At 64.6% G+C, this 20,286-nt stretch carries 19 protein-coding genes; 4 read left to right on the top strand and 15 right to left on the bottom strand.

Going from position 1 to position 20,286, the window contains the following annotated elements; translation table 11 throughout:
* Window positions 1-4 precede the first annotated feature (4 nt).
* The 6 genes from MUH00_RS05000 to ahaH are packed head-to-tail and all read right to left on the bottom strand — an operon-like array spanning window position 5 to window position 4,876.
* The gene (locus tag MUH00_RS05000; protein WP_247002671.1) at window positions 5-334 is read right to left on the bottom strand and encodes a V-type ATP synthase subunit F; all 330 of its coding nucleotides are present in this window, start codon (window positions 332-334) and stop codon (window positions 5-7) included.
* Window positions 331-1,428, bottom strand: coding sequence for a V-type ATP synthase subunit C (locus MUH00_RS04995; protein ID WP_247002669.1), 1,098 nt, complete (start codon window positions 1,426-1,428; stop codon window positions 331-333). Before MUH00_RS04995 ends, MUH00_RS05000 begins: the two co-directional genes overlap by 4 nt.
* Window positions 1,425-2,006: a V-type ATP synthase subunit E gene (locus MUH00_RS04990; protein ID WP_247002667.1), complete on the bottom strand. Its 582-nt coding sequence runs from the start codon at window positions 2,004-2,006 to the stop codon at window positions 1,425-1,427. The genes MUH00_RS04995 and MUH00_RS04990 overlap by 4 nt, the downstream gene beginning before the upstream one ends.
* A 19-nt stretch (window positions 2,007-2,025) precedes the next feature.
* On the bottom strand, window positions 2,026-2,301 hold the full coding sequence (locus tag MUH00_RS04985; RefSeq protein ID WP_247002665.1) for a hypothetical protein: 276 nt from the start codon (window positions 2,299-2,301) through the stop codon (window positions 2,026-2,028).
* 6 nt (window positions 2,302-2,307) lie between these two features.
* Complete coding sequence (locus MUH00_RS04980; RefSeq protein WP_247002663.1) at window positions 2,308-4,557, bottom strand: V-type ATP synthase subunit I; 2,250 nt, start codon at window positions 4,555-4,557, stop codon at window positions 2,308-2,310.
* Window positions 4,544-4,876, bottom strand: a complete 333-nt coding sequence (gene ahaH, locus MUH00_RS04975; protein WP_247002661.1) for an ATP synthase archaeal subunit H — start codon at window positions 4,874-4,876, stop codon at window positions 4,544-4,546. Before ahaH ends, MUH00_RS04980 begins: the two co-directional genes overlap by 14 nt.
* Window positions 4,877-5,032: 156 nt before the next feature.
* Between ahaH and MUH00_RS04970 the strand changes: the two genes are divergently transcribed.
* A complete protein-coding gene (locus MUH00_RS04970; protein ID WP_247002660.1) occupies window positions 5,033-5,662 on the top strand; it encodes a methyltransferase domain-containing protein in 630 nt (209 codons plus the stop codon).
* Window positions 5,663-5,691: 29 nt separating this feature from the next.
* Here the strand turns inward: MUH00_RS04970 and MUH00_RS04965 are convergent, their stop codons facing one another.
* Together MUH00_RS04965 and MUH00_RS04960 are read right to left on the bottom strand one after the other, a co-directional pair.
* Window positions 5,692-6,192: a type IV pilin N-terminal domain-containing protein gene (locus MUH00_RS04965; RefSeq protein WP_247002659.1), complete on the bottom strand. Its 501-nt coding sequence runs from the start codon at window positions 6,190-6,192 to the stop codon at window positions 5,692-5,694.
* Window positions 6,193-6,284: 92 nt separating this feature from the next.
* Window positions 6,285-7,496, bottom strand: a complete 1,212-nt coding sequence (locus MUH00_RS04960; RefSeq protein WP_247002658.1) for a DUF7096 domain-containing protein — start codon at window positions 7,494-7,496, stop codon at window positions 6,285-6,287.
* A 212-nt stretch (window positions 7,497-7,708) separates the two neighbouring features.
* Here MUH00_RS04960 and MUH00_RS04955 point away from each other — a divergent pair, with 212 nt between their 5' ends.
* Window positions 7,709-9,025: a helix-turn-helix transcriptional regulator gene (locus MUH00_RS04955; protein WP_247002657.1), complete on the top strand. Its 1,317-nt coding sequence runs from the start codon at window positions 7,709-7,711 to the stop codon at window positions 9,023-9,025.
* Between the two features lie 38 nt (window positions 9,026-9,063).
* Here the strand turns inward: MUH00_RS04955 and MUH00_RS04950 are convergent, their stop codons facing one another.
* Window positions 9,064-9,843, bottom strand: coding sequence for a prolipoprotein diacylglyceryl transferase (locus tag MUH00_RS04950; RefSeq protein WP_247002656.1), 780 nt, complete (start codon window positions 9,841-9,843; stop codon window positions 9,064-9,066).
* A 356-nt stretch (window positions 9,844-10,199) separates the two neighbouring features.
* Window positions 10,200-11,195 (bottom strand): radical SAM protein, encoded by a 996-nt coding sequence (locus MUH00_RS04945; RefSeq protein ID WP_247002655.1) that lies wholly within the window; start codon window positions 11,193-11,195, stop codon window positions 10,200-10,202.
* 162 nt (window positions 11,196-11,357) lie between these two features.
* Here MUH00_RS04945 and MUH00_RS04940 point away from each other — a divergent pair, with 162 nt between their 5' ends.
* On the top strand, window positions 11,358-12,467 hold the full coding sequence (locus MUH00_RS04940) for a DUF373 family protein (protein ID WP_247002654.1): 1,110 nt from the start codon (window positions 11,358-11,360) through the stop codon (window positions 12,465-12,467).
* 21 nt (window positions 12,468-12,488) lie between these two features.
* Here the strand turns inward: MUH00_RS04940 and MUH00_RS04935 are convergent, their stop codons facing one another.
* The 5 genes from MUH00_RS04935 to MUH00_RS04915 form a co-directional block, all read right to left on the bottom strand.
* Window positions 12,489-13,331, bottom strand: coding sequence for a polyprenyl synthetase family protein (locus MUH00_RS04935; RefSeq protein WP_247002653.1), 843 nt, complete (start codon window positions 13,329-13,331; stop codon window positions 12,489-12,491).
* Window positions 13,332-13,380: 49 nt separating this feature from the next.
* The gene (locus MUH00_RS04930) at window positions 13,381-15,831 is read right to left on the bottom strand and encodes a methyl-accepting chemotaxis protein (protein WP_247002652.1); all 2,451 of its coding nucleotides are present in this window, start codon (window positions 15,829-15,831) and stop codon (window positions 13,381-13,383) included.
* Complete coding sequence (locus MUH00_RS04925; RefSeq protein ID WP_247002651.1) at window positions 15,831-17,099, bottom strand: ABC transporter substrate-binding protein; 1,269 nt, start codon at window positions 17,097-17,099, stop codon at window positions 15,831-15,833. Before MUH00_RS04925 ends, MUH00_RS04930 begins: the two co-directional genes overlap by 1 nt.
* Before the next feature lie 526 nt (window positions 17,100-17,625).
* On the bottom strand, window positions 17,626-18,579 hold the full coding sequence (locus MUH00_RS04920; RefSeq protein WP_247002650.1) for an electron transfer flavoprotein subunit alpha/FixB family protein: 954 nt from the start codon (window positions 18,577-18,579) through the stop codon (window positions 17,626-17,628).
* On the bottom strand, window positions 18,576-19,367 hold the full coding sequence (locus MUH00_RS04915; protein WP_247002649.1) for an electron transfer flavoprotein subunit beta/FixA family protein: 792 nt from the start codon (window positions 19,365-19,367) through the stop codon (window positions 18,576-18,578). Before MUH00_RS04915 ends, MUH00_RS04920 begins: the two co-directional genes overlap by 4 nt.
* 206 nt (window positions 19,368-19,573) lie before the next feature.
* On the opposite strand from MUH00_RS04915, the gene MUH00_RS04910 reads away from it, so the two are divergent.
* A complete protein-coding gene (locus tag MUH00_RS04910) occupies window positions 19,574-20,047 on the top strand; it encodes a TRAM domain-containing protein (RefSeq protein WP_247002648.1) in 474 nt (157 codons plus the stop codon).
* The last annotated feature ends 239 nt before the right edge of the window (window positions 20,048-20,286 follow it).

Genomic DNA, 20,286 nt, shown 5'->3' with positions numbered 1-20,286 from the left:
AGTATCACTCGCTTTCCTCGTCCATCAGGTCGATACCGATCGCACGTTTGATCTGCTCGCGCAGGCCGCCGCCACCGGTGCCGCTGCCGATGGTGACGACGACTGGCTCGACGCTCGTCTCGACGGTCTGGCGCACGTTCCGCGACAGGTAGTCGAGGTCATCGTCGTGCATGATGACGATGCCGACGCCCTCGTCATCGAGCACCTCGGTGACGGCGTCGTCGAGTTCCGCGTCCTTGTCGGCGTCCCCGACGTTCTCGAACCGGCGCACGCCCGCGAGGCGGAAGCCGGTCGTGAACTCCGGACTGCCGACGACTGCGATTTCCTGGCTCATAGGATCACCAGTTCGTCTTCGATTTCGCTCTCCGAGAGCCCGACCTCCCGCCCGCGCGCGATCGCTCGGATGTTCTCGACCTCGCGTTCCTTCGCGAGGATGTACGAGAGCACGGCCGAGACGGAGACCGGGTAGATGTTCGCGAGCCGATCCGAGTACCGAAGCAACGCGGCGTCTAGTGCGTGCTCGAACTGGATAAGGCTGTCAGCTTCGCGGAGGCGATCCAGCGCGCCCGAGAGACGGTCGCCGTAGCGCTTGCTCTCGGCGATGTGGTCGACGAGCTCGTCGTAGTTGTTGACGAGCCGGCTCAGATCCTGCCTGTCGAACAGGACGCCACCCTCGATGTAGTAGGCCGCCGGATCGAGGTCGGCGCCGCTTCGCGCGAGTCGCAGTGCGTTCCGGGCGTTCCGGAAGTCGATCTCCGCCTGCAGGAACTCGATGAAGCGCGCTTCGGGTCCCTCCTGGGGCTCCGCGGCCGGCCCGCTGCTGACGTCCGCGAGCAGCCGTTCGTAGAACTCCCGGTCGAGGGCGTTCTCGAGCGGGACGAGCGCACCCGTTTCCTCGAACTCCTCGAACGCCTCGGTGAGCGGATCGTAGTACATCGTCCGGCCGAGCATGTCGATCGCGTCCTCGATCGTGTCGGCTTCGAGCAGCCGATCGATCGTCCGGTCGTCGAGTTCGCCGGCGCGGATGAGGTCGGTTCGGACGTCCTCGGGATCGGTGTCGGTGTAGATCCCGCGGAAGGCCGTCTTGATGTTCCAGACGTCGAACTTCCGGAGGTAGCGGGCGATGAGGTCGTACAGCCGCCCTTCCGACCAGTCGAGTAAGTCCTGGAAGTGCTTCGCGAGGTTTCGGTTCAGCGCGTGCTCGATCAGGTCGACGCCGGAAAAGCGCGCGCCGAGCGCGTTGATCTCCCGCTCGTACTCCGTCTCCTCCATGAACCGCGCGATCTCGCTCGGCCCCATCCGGACTAGCTTCCGATAGTCTTCGTCGGCGAACAACGAGGCTCGGCGCGATCGGACGCGACCGTTGACGTATTCGGGGTTCGAGGCGCCGAGTGACCCGCCCTCCGGATTTGAGCCACTGTAACTCATTGGTCGAAGAGTCGGTTACTGATCTCCCGGAGGTTGTCTTCCCACACGTCCTCGAGGACGGAGTCAAACGTGTTATTGACCCGGACCCGGGACTGCTCGCTCTCGACGACGACGCCGCCGAGACAGTCGTATTCGCCGGCGTACTCGTAGCCGTTGTAGTCGGCGAGGATCGACTCGAGCAGTTCCTCGTCGCCGGTGCGACCGTAGACGCTGACGTCGTCGCCGGCGTCGAACTCGTCGCTCGCGGCGTCGAGGAGGTCGCGGGTGAGGTCCTCGCGGGTATCTCCGCCGAGGGCCGCGAGTTCGTCCTCGACCTGCTCGCGGACATCGCCGAGGACGTCGCGGCGGGCCTCCAGGCGCTTCTGTTTCGCCTCCAGCTTGGCGCTGGAGAGGCGCTGTTCGCGCAGCTGCTCGATCTCGCGTTCAGCCTCCTGCTCGGCCTCCGCGACGATCTCCTCGGCGTCCTCCTCGGCCGCCGAGACGATCTCTTCGGCGCGCGTTTCGCCCTCGGCGCGGATGTCCTCCGCACGCGCGTGGGCCTCGTCTCGAATGTCTTCTACGACTGTATCCAAACTCATTGGTGAGAGAAGGGGGTGGTTATCCGACGATGAAGACGACGACCAGGGCGAGGATCACGAGCGTCTCCGGAAGGACGGTCATGATCAGGCCCGGGACGAACATGTCGTCGTCTTCGGCGATCGCGCCGACCGCGGCTGCGCCGATACCGCGTTCCGCGTAGCCCGATGCGAGGGCGGCGAGGCCGACCGCAATCGCCGCCGCGCCAGGGTCGTTGAGCGCCGGTCCGCCCGATCCTCCCGATTCTCCTGCTTGCAGTGCAAATTCCGCCAGTTCTGGTGCGAATTCAAGTACCATTGTTATTTAGTCCTCTGAGTGATTTCGATCGTGTCCGAACGGTTCGTAGTTCTCTCCACCGCCTTCATAAAACTTCCCAAAGAACTCGACGTATTCGAGACGCACAGCCTGTAAGCCGGCGCTTGTCACGCCAAGCACTAGCACCAAGAGGTGCCCGACGATGAGGATGACGATGCCGCCCAACAGGGCCGCGGTACCCGAATGCATGAGCCCGTCGAAGACGACGGTGGCTTCGCCGCCGTAGTGTTCGGCGACGTAGCTCGGCTCGTGGTTCCGGAGGAAGTGGAACTCGCCGTGGGGGTCCTCGTACGCTCCGAAGAACAGCAGGTTGACCACGAAGGCCATCCCGGCCTTCGCGAGCAACACCGCCGCCATCCGGGTGTACGAGAAGACGTTGACGACGACGTCGAGCGCCTCGACGACCTCCACGGCGTCCCCGATCGCGAGCAACACGAGCCCGACCAGTGCGACCAGCAGCGGGAGCGTGAACAGCGATCCACCGAGTAGCGGGATCACGTCGGGGAACGTGAACAGCCCCATCTCGGGGAACCCGTTGAATCCGATCGGGAACGGCCCGTCGGATCCGAAGGTCCTGAAGAGGAACTCCGGCTTCTGGCCCTTGGCGTGTTCCGAGAAGATCCAGATCCAGATCCCGTTTAACATCAGGATCCACGAGCCGCTGTGCGTGATGGCGTCTTTGACACCGTGGCTCAGGTTCTCGTAGAAGTCCACGATGTACCCGATGTTGAGGTGGACGATCCCGGCCAACACGCTGATGACCATCCAGCCGAGCGCGAAGTCGCCGGCCGCCGGCTCCAGCCCCTTGTTGAGCGGGAGCAGGTCGACGTGGAACAGGTCGTGCCACAGCACTTCGCCGAGCACGTGCAACCCGAAGATCTCGCCGTAGATCATCCCGAACAGGACCGTGAACGCGCCGGCCCAGATGGCCACGCCGCCGAGGCTGGCGATCCCTTCGCTGTCGAATCGAGAAGCCATGTAGTAACCGACGGCCATGTACATGATCCCGTACCCGACGTCGCCGATCATGAAGCCGAAGAACGCCGGAAACGTCAGGAACAGGAAGATCGTCGGATCCAGTTCGCTGTACTTCGGTCGGCTGACGGCCTTGACCAGCAGTTCGAACGGCTTCATCGACCCGGGGTTGTCCTGGACCGTGGGCGGCTCGTCGCCCATCGTCACCACGGACCCGCCGTCCGTGACGGCTTTCTCCGGCTCCTCGTCGGCTTCAGCGGCGCTCTCGTCCTCTTCGGCCGCCGACGGGGCGCCCTTCTGGATATCCTCGGTGTGGCTGTGTACGCCGTGGCGATCGTAGTCCGCCCGCTCCAGTTCTTCGATCTCGACGCTGTCACCGACGGCGTCGTTCAGCGACGAGACGAGCGCGTCGTAGTCGTCGGACGGAATCCAACCCTCGGCGATGAACGCCCGGTTCGTCGTCGCGAACTGCAGCGGCGCTTCCGCGCGCTGGACCTCGATCGTCAGTTCCTCCTCGACTCGCAGGAGGAACGATCCCTCCGTGCCCTTGATCTGTTCGAGTTCCGCGTCGATCTCGTCGAGCGACGACTCGAGCTCGCGCTTTCGCGACTCGAGTTCGTCCACGTACGCTTTCGGGCTCTTCTCGGTGTCGGGAACCTGGTGACGCGTGAACTCGACGCCGACGAGCGCATCGTCGATGACGCCCGCTTCGGCGCTCTCGGCGGGCGCGGCCACGATCGCCACGACGTCGCCCCCGGTAAAGGTCTCGAAGGCGCGGATGTCGTCCGACGCTTCGAGGGCGTCTTCGACCGCTCCGAGCGGCCCCTCGCCGACGAGCACTTCGACCGAGTCGTACCCCGACAGCAGGTCGAGATCGATCCCGAGCTCCGCGAACGGGGCGACGCGATCGATCCGCTCTCGGACCTGGCGCAGCTGTTCGCGGATCGCGCTTCGGTCGTCGTCGAGCTCGTTGACGCGCGTCCGGATCTCCTCGAGTCGCTCCTCCCAGTCGTCGCCGATCGTTCCCGGCGCCGTGTCGTCTTCGGAGAGATCGAGCGTACTCTCGAGCGCCCGGACGGTCACCAGCTTCTCGGAGGCGTTCTCGGCGCCCTCGATCGGGTTGCCGTTGTCGAACCCCTCCCAGGTGCCGTCGTAGTCGGACAGGTGCACCAGGTTCAGGTCGTGGATCGTCTCGATGACCGCGGGCATCACGCCCTTGGAGCCGGTCACCGAGACCTTGCTCATTCGTTCAGGTCTGAGCATGGACGTCCTCCTGGAACAGTTCGACGACGTACTCCGTCACCTCGTCGACCCGGTCTTGGGCGCGCTCGGCGAGCGCCTCGCGCTCCTGTTCGCCCTGCTCGAGGACGCGTTCACACTCCTCGTCGATCTCCTCGCGCGCCTCCTCGAGGCGGCGTTCCGTGAGATCTCGGGCCTCCTGTTCCGCTTCCGTGCGAATTTCCTCGGCGCGTTTCCGGGCCTCGGCGATTCGCTCGTCGCGGTCGTTCTCCGCCAATGCGACGATCTCGTCGGCCTCCTCTTCCACCGACTGTAGTCGTTCAAGAACCTCTGGCCTCGGCATACTCTAAGCAGTCGAAGTTTGCTAGAGCGCGTATATGGTAGTTGCGAAAGTGTCTCGGCGATCGACGCTCCAGAAGACGGTATTCGCCGATTACCCGCCGTCGGTGCGCCGCCGATAACAGCAGACATATCCCGGTTCAGTCGAAACTCACGTCCAATGGGAATTCTGGAGCACAAGGCTCGGGCCCGACTGTTCTACAAGTACCTCTCGAAGGTCTACGACCAGGTCAACCCCTTCATCTGGACCGAGGAGATGCGCGCCGACGCGCTCGCCCTGCTCGACCTCGAGACGGACATGACGGTGCTCGACGTCGGCTGTGGTACCGGGTTCGCGACCGAGGGACTGCTCGAACGCGTCGACGAGGTGTACGCGATCGACCAGAGCGAACACCAACTCGAGAAGGCCTACTCGAAGTTCGGGAAGCGCGGCCCGCCGGTGCACTTCCACCGCGGCGACGCCGAGCGGCTCCCGTTCGCGACGAACACGTTCGACGTCGTCTGGTCCTCCGGATCGATCGAGTACTGGCCGACCCCGATTCTCGCGTTGCGGGAGTTCCGCCGCGTGCTCAAACCCGGCGGGCAAGTGCTCGTGGTCGGGCCGAACTACCCCGACAGTTACCTCGCGCAGAAACTCGCCGACTCGATAATGCTCTTTTACGACGAGTACGAGGCCGATCGGATGTTCAAGACGGCCGGCTTCGAGGACGTCAAACACATGTTCCAGGGGCCGTCGTACGATCCCGACGTCGCGATCACGACGATCGCCCGCGCCCCGGAATCGGAGTGACGTCCTCGTCCGCCGTCGAGCGTCGATCCTCAGTCCGCGGTCGCCTCGAGCGAAGCCGCCGGCCGCCCGTCGACGCTGAGCGTGACCGCAATCGCGTTTCCCGTCTCGATTTCCGGCGCGTTCGTCTCGGCGACCGTCACGCCGGCCCGCTCGCCGGCCTCCCACGTCGAATCGCTCGCCGCGTTGAAAGGGCCGCGGGGCGCTCCGTCGAACCCGTTCGCGCCGACGAACGGGACCGGCGGCTGGTTCGCCAGTTCGGTCCCGTCGACGGTGATGACGACCGAGAGCGCCTCGACGTCGATCGGGTCGCCGGCGACGTGTTCGATCGTGATCGCCGATCGGTCGCCGTCGACGGTGAGGTCGAACGTCGCCATCGGCGCCCCCGATTCGATCGACCACGATCCGACGCCGACGGCGATGATAGCGCCCAGGCAGACGGTCACCGCGAGTACTGCGATGAGGCCGACGATCGGACTGGTCCCTCGCGGTCCGTCCTCGTTATCCGTCGGCGTCGTCCCGATACCGCTCACGCACGGTGTTGGCCGCTCGTTCCGATATAAAGGGTCGGCCGATCGAATCCGCCGCTTCCGTCTCCCGGCTATCCGGCGAAAATTCGCCTCCGTCAGTAATCCGGGACCGGAACCTCGATGCTACCGGAGTCCGTCTCGACCGTCAGCTGGTACTTGCCCGCGGTGGGAACGAACCGGAGCGTTCCGTCGGCGCGGGTTGTGCCGATTTCGAATCCGTCGACGGTGACGGTCGCCTGCACCGGTTCGCCGGTGTCGGCGTCGACGACGGTTACCTCGACCGGCCCGTCCAGCGGCGTCTCGTTGACCGTCAGATTGAGCCCGTTTTCGGACCAGACCGTCTGGGTTTCGGTCGGCAGTCGTCCGGGGCGCAACACCTGTACTTCGCGGTAGACGCTCCCCGTGCCGCCGTCGAGAAATACCTCGAGTCGACCCTGGTTGTGCGTGGTCTGGATCTGGTAGAGGTTTATCGACCCGCGTCCGGCTGCGCTCACCGGCGGACTGTCTTCGTACACCCGCGGGTACTGCTCTTTGGTGTATTCGAGTGCGTCCGTGACATCGTCGAACTGGCTGACGTGGTTCGGGACCCGGCGATTGTCGAACCGGGTCACCTCTCGGACGTAGTCGCTTCCGAGGTACGAGAGGACGTACCCATCGCTTGACGTTTCGACGACGATCCTGGCGTCGTCGGACTGACCGCGCGCGGCCGATTCCAGATGCGATCGAACCGGCGTCCGGTGCATCTCGAGCAGTGTCTGATTGGCATCGGCCGATAACGAGTACCCCGGGATGCGATTTGCCTGCTCCTCGAGCTCGTCGAGTGCGTCCGAGAGGGTCGCGGCGTCCCTGTGATTTTGCAGGAGCACCTGCAGCAGTTCGGCCGTCGACAGGCTGCCGCTGGCGTGTGCTTTCACGGCTCGCTTTTCTCGACTCTTGAGTTCCTTGATCCGCTCTTGAATCTGCCCGCGCACGCTCTCGACCATCTTCCGTCGCTCGTCGGTGTTCGCGTCCGCGAACTCCCGGTCAAGGTGAACGTACCGCGCGTGATCGGTCCGCAGTTCTACGTCGTGACTCGCCATGAGCGCCCCGAGGTCGTTTCCGTATGTCGCGCGTTCATGGCTCGTGTTCTCGCTATCAACGAGCGAAAGGCGGTTGGGAATCTCTTGAACTGCGGAATCGTCCGTCGTTCGATTCTCGATGACCGGCTGCACCTGATACGCCCCGTCTCCGGGGCCCGCCGCGACCGGAATCGCGACGAGCGAGCAGACGAGAAGTAACGCGAGGAGGGCGGGAGTCGCGTTGTTCATCGATCCACCGTATGAACTCCTGATACAAAAACTGGTCGCACTACTATATTGCAATATTCACGACGTTTTACTCCGACTTCTGCTCGTTTCGTTTCACTTCACAGACGCTCGAATCGGCGTCTGTCAGCCGAAAACCCTTCGAATTCCGCGGTAACGTTTTATTTTCCGATGGAAAGTGTTTTTTCCCCCGGGCTACCATCCTGTTGGTACGTATGCGGGTATCCACCGCTGTTACACTCGCCCTCGCAGCCCTCCTCACGACGTCTTTCGTCGGGGCGGTGGTCGCCGCGCCAGCATCATCGCAGCTCGCGCCCGAGCACGCGAGGATGGAGGACGGCGATCGGTCGATAGCAGAACCGTCTACCGCGACGATCTCACAGCCCTCCGCTGCTACTCCAGATCTCGCGACCGCACAGTCGTCACCCGACGCTGCCGAGCCGAAACAGGTGATCCGGATCTCCGTCGCCGAGAACGGCGACGCGACGTGGTCGATCGAGAGTCGGTTCCTCCTGCGCAATGACGACGAAGAGGACGCCTTTACCGACTACGCCAACGAGGTTCGCAACGGGAAACGGGACGTTCCGTTCGATCTGCAGCAGTTCGAAACGTTTCGACGGGCCGCACAGCAAGAAACCGGACGCGAAATGGCACTCGAAAACGCCAGTTGGGATGAACCGCGTATCGTTTCGCCTGAAGAGGCGGGCATCGAAGGAACTGACGAGGAAACCGACTCCGACCTCCGTGTCGGGATCATCTCCTATTCGTTTACCTGGACGAACTTCGCGGAGGTCGACGACGATCGGATCTACTTCGGTGACGCCTTCCGGAGCGACGATGACAGTTGGCTCTCGTTGACCGACGATCAGCGCCTGGTCATCGAATATCCGTCCGGCTACGCCCTTGAGACGGCGACCACGCTCAAGTGGGACGGCCCCTACCAGTTCAGCGAGGACGAAATCGAGATCGTTTTCGTCCGGAGTGCGTCTCCCTCGCCGCCCCCCGTTTCCGGAATACCGAACTGGTCGATCGCCGCCCTCGTCGCCCTCGTCTTCGCGGTCGGGGCAGTCAGCTACCTCTTCGCGCGACGACGATCGACCGCCGATTCGCCGCCGGCAGATCTCCTCCTGAACCGGTTGCGTCGGTTTCGATCGCGGCGCTTCGCGGAACACGATCAGGATGGCACCGGCGCGGCTGCCGCCGGCACCGATGGCGGTTCGGATCATGCGAGCCCCGCCCCGGCGGTGTCCGACGACGATCTCACGATCGAGTCCGGAACGCGCCTCGAGTTCGAGGAGGAGGAGGAGGTCGATCCCGAACTGCTGAGCGACGAGGAACGCGTCCACCGGCTGCTCGAACACAACGGCGGCCGGATGAAACAGGCGACGATCGTCAAGGAGACCGGCTGGTCGAACGCCAAGGTCTCCCAACTGCTCTCGAAGATGGACGACGACGGCGAGATCGAAAAGCTGCGGATCGGCCGCGAGAACCTGATCACGCTTCCCGAAGTCGATCCGACCGAAGTCGACTGACCGCCACGAGTCCTCGCGGTTCGATCGATCGGGCGACGTCAGGTCTCGTTCGTCTCCGAATCGTTGGTTTTCGAGTCGTCACCGTCGGCGTTCTGTTCTGAGTCGGCGTCCGGGTTGAAGTGGATTTTCGTCCCCACGGAATCGTAGATGTCGTCCCAGTCTTTGTCCTCGTCCATCAGGAATACCTCGACGGTCAGCGGGCCGTCGCCAAACTCTTCGATCCCGGCGGGTCGAACGTCGATGTGAAACGTGCCGTTCTCCGCCATCCGGACGTGTCCCGTGCGCTCGATGATCTTTCGGTTACCCGGCCCCTCGTTGATCTTGACGAAGAAGTACGGCTCGCCGATCACATTGCCGTGTTCCGGCGGATCGACGTTCTTCATGCTGGTGTTGGCGACGACCTCGAGGTTGAAGTTCGAGTACCCTTCGCCGTCCGCCGCCGGCTCCTTGTCGACGAATTCGACGCTCTCGATCCGGTCCTCCCGCTTGTCTTCCAGCGGACGGTTCGGTTCCTCCGGCGGGTACCACGCCGCGTCCGCCGTGTCGTCCTCGGGCTCCGTTTGCGTCTCGTTCTCGGACTCATTGCCGCCCTCGGAGCCCGGATCGTCGGCGTCAGCGTCGCTTCCGTTATCGGTTGCGGCGCCGTCTTCGGCTGCGGATTCGTTGGCGTCCGCCTCGTCGTCAGCGTTCGCGAGTTCGTCCGAATCCGTTTCGGTTTCGTTCGACGGGTCGTCCGCCTGCGATCCCCCCAAGGCGCTGCACCCCGAGGTGATCACGAGCAGTGCCACCGCGACGGCGGCGACGGTTCGGAATTGCATCTGTAGCCGCTCGTTCCGGACGGGACCTCATTACTACAGACTCGATAAGCGTCGCTCCACGATCGCCGCCGGATGACGCGGCGCCGAAACGGCCGTCGACGCACTGTTTCCGGTCTCGCAACGATCGTTATCAGGTCTCCAATCCGGACGGTGCCCGTCGGCCGCGGGTCCGGACTCCGTCGATCGTCGAGTATCTTTCATCGCGTTCACCGGACGCCGCGATCCGATTCCGACACGCCTCGAAGCCGCTCGTCGATCCTCGACGGCCCCGTTTTGGATCGTTTCATACGTTTCATTCCGTGACGCCCGCGGGTGATGCCGTTTCGTTCGCGTTGCTCGCTCGCGGTACGAGCGCGTCACACCAGCGGCGTCCGCTCGACGACCTGCCCGTCGTACGTCGGATACTGCTCGACGATTTCTCCGTCGTCGATATCTCCCTCCTCGATCATCTCCTCCAGGAGCCACCAGGCGACCTCGACGTGGTTGGTCTTGACGGTGTAGAACTCCTCGGGGACGCCGAGTTCCGCGAGCCGTTCCGGATCGGCGTACGTTTTTCCGTAGACGAGGGTGCCGTCGTCGGTAACGTCATCGAACTCCCGGCGGACGTTGCGGGCCATGCGCTTGAGACGGCGACGGTGCTGGGCGGCGTCCTTGAACACGGAGGTACAGAAGTAGACGCGCTCGTGGTCGCCCATCACGTCGAGGATCTCCTCGCGATCGCCGTCGACGGCGCTCATGTGGCCCTCCTTGAGTTCGAACCCCTGCTCTTGCATCCGACGGTAGTTCCCCTGGGACATCTCGAACTCGTTGACGTTACAGAAGTCGGCCGCGCCCTCGTCCAAGAACTCGAGGAACTCCTCTTCGGCGCGGATGCCGGGGATCTCGAACGCGGGGGTGAGCCCCTCCTCGCGGGCGACGTAGAGGATCTCCTCCCATTCGGTGCCGTGGAGGTCGCCCCACAGTTCGAGCGGCGGGTGAAAGCGGATCTCGTCGAGTCCCGCCTCCGAGAGGCGGCGCATGTTCTCGCGGCCGCCCGTGATCCCCGTGTAGAGGTGGGTGTGGTGGTCTTCGCCGAACTCGTCTTTCAGCAGCGAGAGGTAGTGGCAGGTCCGATCGAGCGCCTCCTGGGGCTCGCCGCCGGTGATCGACGTGCCGAGGGCGTCCATCCGCTCGGCCTCGGTGATGACGTCGTCGTCGCTCTCGACGAGGCGCTCGTTGGCGTAGACGTCGGTGACGTTCTTGCGGTTCTCGCCGAGCGGGCAGTAAAAGCAGTCGCGCTGGTCGCAGTAGCCGTAGACGAACAGCACCATCTTGCCGCCTTTCGCGCACTGCTCACAGCCCTTCGAGATCATTCGATGCGAGATAGCCGTCCGAGCCTCAAAAGCCGTGCGAAACGCGACTGCCGGTCTCGCGCCTCGATAGCCGTTCACAGACCGGGTCGCTCGCCGCCTCGACGGCGAGCGATTCTGTCGTCTCCAGAAGATGGAAATACCCCGCGGTCGAAGGTTCGATCGATGCTGTTGGTCCTCTGTGTCGACCTCGACGACGACCTCGGTCGAAAGACCGGCTTTTCGACGCCGGTTATCGGCCGCGATCCCGTCGAGGAGGCGGCCGTCGCGCTCGCGACCGCGGACCCGGAGGACTCCGACGGGAACGTCATCTTCCAGGGGTTGCACATCTACGACGACCTGGACGAGCGCGACGAGAGCGTCGAGGTCGCGGTCGTCACCGGCAACGATCAGGGTGACGTGCAGGCGAACCGGGAGGTCGGTGACGAAGTCGACACCGTTCTCGCGAGCCTCTCGACGGCCGAGGACGTCACCGCGCTCGTGGTCACCGACGGCGCACAGGACGAGTCCGTCATTCCGATCATCCGGTCTCGGGTTCCGATCGACGGTGTTCGACGGGTCGTCGTCAGGCAGGCCCAGAATCTGGAGTCGATGTACTACACGTTCAAACAGGTCCTGAACGACCCCGAGACGCGAGGGACGGTGCTCATCCCGCTCGGCATCCTCCTGTTGATCTATCCGCTCGCGTTGATCGGCACCTTGCTCGAAATGCCGGGCTTTTTCCTCGGCACGACGTCGGCCCTGCTCGGACTCTACCTCATCTCGCGGGGACTCGGTCTCGGCGAACGACTCGACGCGGCCGTCGAGTGGGGTCGCCGATCGCTGTACGCCGGCCGGACGACGCTGCTGGCGTACGTCGTCGCCACCGCCCTGCTCGTCGTCGGCGGAGTCAGCGGCGTGAACACGCTCGACGGCGTCACGGCGTCGACCGACGGCGAGGTCGGCGTCCTCGTCCAGCTCGCGGCGCTCGTCTACGGTTCGATCCACTGGTTCGCCGCCGCCGGGATCACCACCAGCCTCGGCCAGATTACCGACGAGTACATCGCGGGGACGCTGGAGTGGCGGTACCTCAACGCGCCGTTTTACGTGCTCGCGATCGCGGTCGTCCTTCACGCGGTGAGCGCGTACTTCCTCCTCGACGAGGTGGGAATCACCTACCTCGCGGCGGCGCTTACGGCGGGGACGCTGCTCGGTATCGTGAGCACGCTCACGCTCGCCGTCGCCGAATCGCGGTTCTCGGAGACGAATCCGAAACCCGACGGAACGTCTCGGTGAGCGCGAGGGGCCCGGCCGCTGTCAGCGTTCCCGCTCGACGACGAACTCCGCCAGCTCGCGCAGGTAGTCCTTGGCCTGCCGATCGACGACTTCGACCCGATCGAGGGCGTCGATGGCTCGATCGGCTTCCGATCGGGCGCGCTGGTTCGCCTCCTCGGGCGTGAGGTCCGTCACCTGGACGACCGACGGTCGTTCGAGCGCGGCGTCGTGGCCGGTCGGTTTGCCGAGTTCGCGCGGATCGGCGACCGCGTCCAGGACGTCGTCTCTGATCTGGAAGGCGATCCCCATCCGTTCGGCGTACTCGCCAAGCGCTTCGACGGTGAACGGGTCCGAGTCCGCGGCGATCGCGCCGAGTTCGGCCGCGGCCCGAAACAGCGCGCCGGTCTTGCGCCTGGCGAGGGTCATGTACTCCTCCTCGTTGGTCGGCTTGGCCGACAGTTCGGTCGCTTCGCCGACGCCGAGTTCGACCATCGACTCGGCGACGACCTGCGTCGCGTTCGGATCCGACGAGAACAGCGCGAACGCTTCGCCGAGCAGCCCGTCGCTGGTGATGATCGCCGGCCCGTAGCCGAACTCGGCCCAGGCGCTGGTCGTCCCGCGGCGCAGTTCGGAGCGATCGATGATGTCGTCGACGACCAGCGACGCGTTGTGGACGAGTTCGATCCCGACGCCGAAATCCACCGCGTCCTCGGCCGTTCCCCCGACGGTTTCGCAGGCGAGGATCGTCACCATCGGCCGGACTCGCTTGCCCCCCGAGAGCGTCACGTGGCGAACTTCATCGCTGAGCGTCTCGGGTTCGACCCCGTCGACGACCTCGACGAGACGCTCCTCGATCAGCGCCCGACGGCGCTCCAGAAGTTCCATTGGCAGCGTTTAGAACGGGGATAAAAAGTACGTGACGGTTCCGCCGAACCTACGACTCGTCTACCTGATCGAACGTGAACGGATCGTCGCTCTCCGCGGCGTCCGACGTCTCGGTTTCGGCCTCCGTCGCGGTGCCGTCCTCGTCGTCTCCGATGGCCGGTTCGTCGCTCGGCGGCCGCTCCGTTTCGACTCCGTCGAGGGGCTCGGCGGCCGCCCCGCCCTCGTCGAAGGTCAGTTCGGTGTCGGCGTCGGACGCCCAGGACTGCGCCTGCTGGTCGGTCTCGAACCGATCGAGCGCCTCGCTCAGCTGGGCCGCCTGCCCGGCAAGCGAGTTCGCGCTGTCGGACACCTCGGCGAGCGCCGACGTCTGTTCCTCCGCGGCGGCCGCAACGTGTTGGGCCTCCTGGGCCGTCGTCTCGGAGATGTCGGTCGCCGCCGACGTCATCGCGACGACCTCCTGCGTCGACGCCGCCTGCTCTTCGCTGGCCGCGGAGATCTCCTGAACGCCGTCGTTGGTCTGGTTGGCGTACTCCGCGATCTCGTCGAGCGCCGCCGCGGCGTTCTCGACGGAGTCGACGTGCGTCGAGATGCGATCGGCGGTCTTCTGAACCTCCGTCGCCGTGTGATCGGTCCGCTCGTTGATCTGTTCGAGTCGCTTCTCGATGTCTTCGGCGGTTTCCCGCGTGTCCGCCGCGAGCTCTTTGACCTGCGAGGCGACGACAGCGAACCCGTTCCCGCCGTCGTCACCGGCGCCGCCGCGAGAGGCCTCGATGTTGGCGTTCAGCGCGAGCATGTTCGTCTGCTGTGCGACGTCGGAGATGAACTCGACCAGTTCGTCGATCTGTTCCATCTCCGCCTCGAGCGCCTCGATCGCCTCGACCGCTTCGACCGACTCGGATTCGATCTCGTGCATCCCGTCGATCGCCTCCTGTGCCGCCTGGCGGCCGAGCCGGCCCGTTTCGGCCGTCCGCTCAGCCAGGTCGGCGACCTCGTTCGAGGAGGCCGCGATCTGCTCGGTTGTCGTCGAGAGGCCCCCCATCTCGTTTGCGACCGCCTGCAGGTGCTGGTTCTGCTCGTCCGCGCCGTCGGAGATCTCCTGGACGGACTCGGTCACCTGCTCGGACGCCGAGCGGACCTCCTCGGCGCTCGTCGTCACCTCTTCGCTCGCCACCGCGACCTCGTTGGCGAAGCTCTTGACGCTCGCGGTCGTTTCCTCGAGCTCGTCGACCATCGAGTTGAACGAGTGGGCGATGTCGGACATCGCCTCGCTCTCGCTTTCGGGGTCGAGCCGCTGAGTCAGGTCTCCGGCCGCACACTGTTCCATCACGTCGCGGTATTCGTCGGCTTTCGCCTCGAGGTGGCGGTTGATCGCCTCGGTTTCAGCCCGCGCCTGCTCGGCGTCCTCGCGCGCGGCCTCGGCCTCTTCGATCTGATTCCGCAGCGAGGTGCGCATGCTGTCGAAGCCGTTGTACAACCGCCCGATCTCGTCGGTCCGGGAGGTCTCGAGGTCGACGTCGAGGTCCCCCGCCTCCATCGTTTCCGTCCGATCGCGCAACTCGGCCAACGGGATGACCGTCTGCCGTCCCAGCACGACGCCGACGAGCCCGAGTGCGACCAGACTCACGAGCACCATCATCGCGACGTTGGTGCCGACGTCGTTTGCGACGCCGTAGGCCTGGTCGGTCGGGACGCTCGTGACGGCGACCCACTGCGTGTTGCCGACCGGAACGTACGCTCGAACGTGATCCCCGTCGTTGACGCGGGTCAGTCGACCGCCGAGGGCGTCCTCGAGCGCCCCTTCGTCGATCGAGGTCCGTTTGATCGGCGCGTTTACGGGCTGCAGAATCGGCGCTCCGTTGGCGTCGACGATCGCCGTCGACGACGCCGCGCCCTCCTGCTGGAGTTGCTGGACGCGGTACTCGAGCGTGCCGATGACGACGACGACGCGATCGTCGCGTTCGGTAACCGGGCTGGCGAAGGCCATCACCTGGTCGCCGAGCGACGGCGAATTGTAGGCCCGTTCGGAGTTCCAGACCGCGCCGTCGAACGCGAGCTCGCTCGCGAAGTTGGTGTTCGTCCACGGGTCGTCGATGGTGGCGAACGACGCGCCGCGGAGTTGCTCGTCCGTGCTCGTGACGACTTCGCGGTTCTCGGTGTCCACGTAGTGGATCGCCCGCACGTCGACGGACATGCGCGCCTGCGCCTCGACGATCTCGCCCTGGACTTCCTGCGGATCGCCCTCCTGTAACACCGGCGAGGCCGACGCCGACCGCGTCTGGACCCGCATCGATTCGACCCAGTCGCCGATCCCGTCCGCCTGGAGCTCGGCGGTCGACTCGAGTTGTTCGTTCGAATCGGTGCGAACCGTCCGGTCGATCTGTGCGTAACTGACCGTGCCGACGGCGCCGATGACCACGACGACCGCCAGGATCGAGATCACGAACTTCGCGAGGTATCGCCGCCTGACGAACGACGGCACCAGTTTTGCGAGTGGAGACATTACGTACTCACCCTGTCAATCTCAGTAATTCCACCGTCTGCATTCTGATCGAACTCCCAGTACTCGAAGGTCGCGTCCGTCACGTCGCCGTTCTCGTCGAACGACAGCGGGCTCGAGGCGCCCCGATATTCGACGTTTTCACCCTGTGCCGCGCGTTCGATCCCGTCGGCGAGCGTCTTCGGTTCGACCACCTCGCCGGGTCCGTTCGTAACCGCTTGCATGGCGTTCCTGATCGCCGTCCCGTCGTTCTGTCCGGCGTACGCGTTGGCGAGCAGGAGCACGGCCGTCGAATCGTACGCGTGAGCCGTGAAGATCCCCGGATCGTTGCCGTACGTCTTCCGGTAGTGCTCGGAGAAGAACTGCTCGCCGGGGCCGCCGACCAGCGGCGCCGTCCCGCGGATGCCGTCGATCGGGTACTCGACCTCCTCGTGGAGCCCGCCGTCGCGAAGGCCGTCGGTGACGAGGATGTCCACCTCGTCCATCTTCGTTCCCATGTCGGAGAACAGCTGCGTGCCCGTGTCGGGGTAGCCGATCACGACCACCAGCCCCGGATCGTCCGCCAGAGCTTCGTCGATTTCCGCGGCGTAGGAGTCGCTTTCCTCGTCCAGCGGAACCTGCGCCGACACCGTCCCGGCGTGGGCGGTTCGGAACGACTGCGAAAACGCCTGACTCAACTGCCAGCCGTAGTCGTTGTTCACGTACATCGTGGCCGCGGTATCGTGCCCGAGATCGGTCGCGGCCTGCTCGGCGAGGATGACCGCCTGGAGCGAGTCCGACAGCGCCGTCCGGAAGACGAGGCCGGCGTCGTTCAGCGCCGTGATCGTCGGCGACGTCGAGGCCGGCGAGCAGCTGACGACCCGGTGGGGAATGAGCACCTGCTGGGTCGCCTGGAGCGTCACGTCGGAGGCCGAGGGCCCGTTGACCATCGGATACCCGGCTTTGACGAGGGCGGCCGCACCCTTGACGCCCGCCGCCGGCGAGGTCGCGGTGTCCGCGACCTCGTAGTCGATCTCGAGATCGATCTCGCCTTGGACTTGCTCGACCGGGAGTATCGCGGCGTCCCGGATCGGTGCACCAACCGAACCGAGGTTGCCGGTGATCGGTTGCATGACGCCCAGTTTGAGCGTTCGATCGGTACCACCGACGTCTCCGTCGTCGACATCACGAACATCAAGATCGGAGAGAGTTCCGAGACAGCCCGCGAGGGCGCTGCATCCCCCAACGCCAGCGGCTGTCAGTAACTCCCGCCGATTCGGACGAAACGACATAGATTTCGTATCTGATCGATAGTATATAGATGTGTGGGAAACTCTCTTCAGAATGTATTAGACATTCGCAATTTACATCGATAGATGCACTCTGTCATTCGATAATTCTGGAGAATACGATACTCATTGTGGGACGGATCGCTCGAGATCGAGTCCTTCGACTTGGTGATAGATTCACTAGCAATCGGGCGTTTCGGATCGTCGCCGATCGACTAATCTCGACCTGACCCACCGGCCGTCCCTCTCCATCCGCGGACCTGCTCTCCGCCGTGTTCACGGATGCTCGACGTCGTCGTCGTCCGTTCAGAAGTCGGTGTCCCCGAGCGCGGCGCGGTCCGATCGGAAGAGAACCGCGCCGATCGGATCGATACCGCTCGCGTATCGCGGTTCCCGATCGTTCCGATTACAGATCGCCCCGGTTCTCGCTCACTTCGTTCGCTCACGGGTCACTCCGTTCCCCGTTCGCGTAATCTCGGTTCTCGCCCACTTCGTTCGCTCCGAACCGCGCTCGCTCCAAACCGCGTACTTACTGGAATTCTTCGATCAACGCCGGAACCACGTCGAAGAGGTCGTCGACGATCGCGTAGTCGGCGATGTCCATGATCGGCGCGTTGGGGTCGGTGTTGATCGCGACGATCGTGTCCGAGCCCTTCATGCCGGCGACGTGCTGGACCGCCCCCGAGATGCCGATCGCGATGTAGACGTCGGGCGTGACGACCTTTCCGGACTGGCCGACCTGTCGGTTCTTTGGCAGCCAGCCGTTGTCGACGATCGGACGCGAGGAGGAGACCGTCGCGCCGAGCGCGTCGGCGAGGTCCCGGATGAGTTCGAGGTTTTCCTCCTCTTCGATACCCCGTCCGACGGAGACGAGCAGGTCGGCCTCGCTGATGTCGACGTCGCCGCCGCCGACTTCCTCGAAGCCGGTCACGGTCGAACCGACCTCGCTTTCGTCGATCTCGGCAGCGAAGGCCCCGATCGTCGCGTCGCCGGTCCCTTCGGCGGCGGGCCACTCCCCTTCGCGGATCGAGATGACCGCCGGCCCGTCGAGTTCGGTGGTGGTTTCGACCTTCCCGCCGTACATCTCGCGGGTCGCGGTCAGCGTATCGCCGTCGGCGTCCAGCGCGACGGCGTCGGTGACGATCGGCAGGTCGAGTCGGGCCGCCACCGCCGGCGCGTAGTCGAGCCCGTTGACGCTGTTGGGCGTCACCACGTACTGCGGAGCGACGTCGTCGTACAGCTGGATGGTCGCCTGGGCGTAGATGTCGTGGTTGAACTCCTCACCGTGATCGACGGTGTGAATGACGTCGACGCCCTCGCGATCGAGTTTCTCGGCGAAGTCGTCGACGGTGCCGCTGACGACGGCGAGGTGGAGGTCGCCCCCGGTTTCGTCCGCCAGCTGGCGGCCGGCGGTGATGATCTCGTAGCTGACGTCGCGCAGGTCGCCGCGGCGGTGGTCCGCGACCGCGAGGACGTTCGTCATTGTGCCACCCCCTTCTCGCGAAGCAGCTCACCCAGCTGTGTGGCCGTCTCGTCTGCGCTTCCTTCCCAGACGGTCGCATCGCTCTCGCTTTCGGGTTCGTACATGTCGGTCAGCCGCACCTCGCTCTCGACGGCGCTCTCGTCGACGCCGAGCTCGGCGAGGCTCCGAACGGCGAGTTCCTTCCGTTGGGCCTGTCGGATGCCCCGCAGGCTCGCGTAGCGCGGCTCGTTGATCCCGGTCTGGATCGTCAACGCGGCGGGGAGTTCGATCTCGGTGAGCTCCTCGACGCCGCCCTCGAGTTCTCGGCGTACCGAGGCGACGCCGTCGTCGAAGTCGTGTTCGAGGTGATTGACGACGGCTCCCCACTCGTAGCCGAGTTCTTCGGCGAGCGAAACGCCGGTCGCCATCCAGCTGTCGTCGCCGGACTGGACGCCCGTGAGCACGAGGTCCGGGGTCTCCTCCTCGACGACGGCTCGCAGGATTTCCGTTTTCGCGCCGACGTCGAGCAGGTCGACCTCCTCCAGGGCGTCGTCCCAGACGCGAACGGCGCGATCGGCTCCCTTCGCGAGCGCCTGCCGGATCGTCTGTTCGCAGTCTTCGGGGCCGATCGTCACGGCGACGACCTCGTCCGCGATGCCCGCTTCCTGGAGCTGGACGGCCTCTTCGATCGCGTAATCGTCCCATTCGTTGAGATCGGCGCCGAGATACCGATCCGCGATCTCGGTCCCCTCGATTTCGAACTCGTCTTCGACGGTCGCGACTTCTTTGACCGTAACGAGGATTTTCATCGTCGATTACGTCAACGCCCGCCCCGTAAACCTTTTCGAAACGATTTATGGTGTAGCTCGGGTTTATCTACCATAGTTTTTGAATAGTCCCATTATAGGTTACGTGCATAAATATAACCGGGACAAAAACTACCAGCGTTTTGTGATCTTCCCGACTCTCTCTCCGAGACGGAAACGGTTTAACGACGCCACCGGTAGTAACCGCCATGGCAGACTGTCCACTTGCCGACGATTGCCCGAGTTTCTCAGAGCGAATCTCGGGAATGGGATGTGCACACTACGGCGATCGGGGTGGCAAAGAGTGGTGCAATCACTACAGCCAGCCGATCGACGATCTGAAAACCCAGCCGGTCAAGGCGGGTGAAGAGGTCATCATCGACGTCGTCGACATGCACGAGAGCGGCGCCGGCGTCGGTCGCACCGAAGACGGGTTCATCGTGCTCGTCGACGGCGTCCTGCCGGAAGCGCGCGCTCGCGTCGAAATCACGCGGGTTCACAACAACCACGCGCGAGCGGAGGAACTCGAGATGCTGCCGCTAGATGAGGAGGACGAAGACGACGCGGACGACGGCGACGAGTCTACAGCGACGGATGAGACGGAGGACGCGGACGATACTGATAGCAAGCGGAGGCCCCACCGAGAACGGCTCGGAAGCCGGGAGAACTTCTGGGGCTCGTAGGTCCCACGCGGGGAGTGGACAGTCACCGACCGACGGTCGGCGGAGCGGATTTTCGGACCGCCAAGACGCACGTGCCAGTCGCGACACCCGTAATCCGCCGGCCGACCGGTGGATCGGGCGACGTTCGGCGATCGTTCGTGTTGGCACTGGTTCGCGTCCGATCGTCGCACCGATCGCGGTCGTCTCGTGGATACTCGGGTCGAAACGTCTCGAACTGATTCCACGAAGCCGTGAGCGCC

Source organism: Halosolutus gelatinilyticus, assembly GCF_023028105.1.
In the GTDB taxonomy this organism is placed as follows: domain Archaea; phylum Halobacteriota; class Halobacteria; order Halobacteriales; family Natrialbaceae; genus Halosolutus; species Halosolutus gelatinilyticus.
The sequence above is the reverse complement of the archived record's forward strand: the minus strand, read 5'-3'. Positions and strand labels throughout refer to the sequence as shown.

Bases quoted from the DNA above. Each gene is read 5' to 3' on its own strand.
- MUH00_RS04990 (WP_247002667.1), bottom strand. From the start codon at position 2,006: ATGAGTTTGGATACAGTCGTAGAAGACATTCGAGACGAGGCCCACGCG.
- MUH00_RS04985 (WP_247002665.1), bottom strand. From the start codon at position 2,301: ATGGTACTTGAATTCGCACCAGAACTGGCGGAATTTGCACTGCAAGCA.
- MUH00_RS04915 (WP_247002649.1), bottom strand. From the start codon at position 19,367: ATGAAAATCCTCGTTACGGTCAAAGAAGTCGCGACCGTCGAAGACGAG.
- MUH00_RS04935 (WP_247002653.1), bottom strand. From the start codon at position 13,331: ATGGAACTTCTGGAGCGCCGTCGGGCGCTGATCGAGGAGCGTCTCGTC.
- ahaH (WP_247002661.1), bottom strand. From the start codon at position 4,876: ATGCCGAGGCCAGAGGTTCTTGAACGACTACAGTCGGTGGAAGAGGAG.
- MUH00_RS05000 (WP_247002671.1), bottom strand. From the start codon at position 334: ATGAGCCAGGAAATCGCAGTCGTCGGCAGTCCGGAGTTCACGACCGGC.
- MUH00_RS04955 (WP_247002657.1), top strand. From the start codon at position 7,709: ATGCGGGTATCCACCGCTGTTACACTCGCCCTCGCAGCCCTCCTCACG.
- MUH00_RS04970 (WP_247002660.1), top strand. From the start codon at position 5,033: ATGGGAATTCTGGAGCACAAGGCTCGGGCCCGACTGTTCTACAAGTAC.
- MUH00_RS04910 (WP_247002648.1), top strand. From the start codon at position 19,574: ATGGCAGACTGTCCACTTGCCGACGATTGCCCGAGTTTCTCAGAGCGA.
- MUH00_RS04980 (WP_247002663.1), bottom strand. From the start codon at position 4,557: ATGCTCAGACCTGAACGAATGAGCAAGGTCTCGGTGACCGGCTCCAAG.
- MUH00_RS04930 (WP_247002652.1), bottom strand. From the start codon at position 15,831: ATGTCTCCACTCGCAAAACTGGTGCCGTCGTTCGTCAGGCGGCGATAC.
- MUH00_RS04940 (WP_247002654.1), top strand. From the start codon at position 11,358: ATGCTGTTGGTCCTCTGTGTCGACCTCGACGACGACCTCGGTCGAAAG.
- MUH00_RS04920 (WP_247002650.1), bottom strand. From the start codon at position 18,579: ATGACGAACGTCCTCGCGGTCGCGGACCACCGCCGCGGCGACCTGCGC.
- MUH00_RS04960 (WP_247002658.1), bottom strand. From the start codon at position 7,496: ATGAACAACGCGACTCCCGCCCTCCTCGCGTTACTTCTCGTCTGCTCG.
- MUH00_RS04950 (WP_247002656.1), bottom strand. From the start codon at position 9,843: ATGCAATTCCGAACCGTCGCCGCCGTCGCGGTGGCACTGCTCGTGATC.
- MUH00_RS04995 (WP_247002669.1), bottom strand. From the start codon at position 1,428: ATGAGTTACAGTGGCTCAAATCCGGAGGGCGGGTCACTCGGCGCCTCG.
- MUH00_RS04945 (WP_247002655.1), bottom strand. From the start codon at position 11,195: ATGATCTCGAAGGGCTGTGAGCAGTGCGCGAAAGGCGGCAAGATGGTG.
- MUH00_RS04925 (WP_247002651.1), bottom strand. From the start codon at position 17,099: ATGTCGTTTCGTCCGAATCGGCGGGAGTTACTGACAGCCGCTGGCGTT.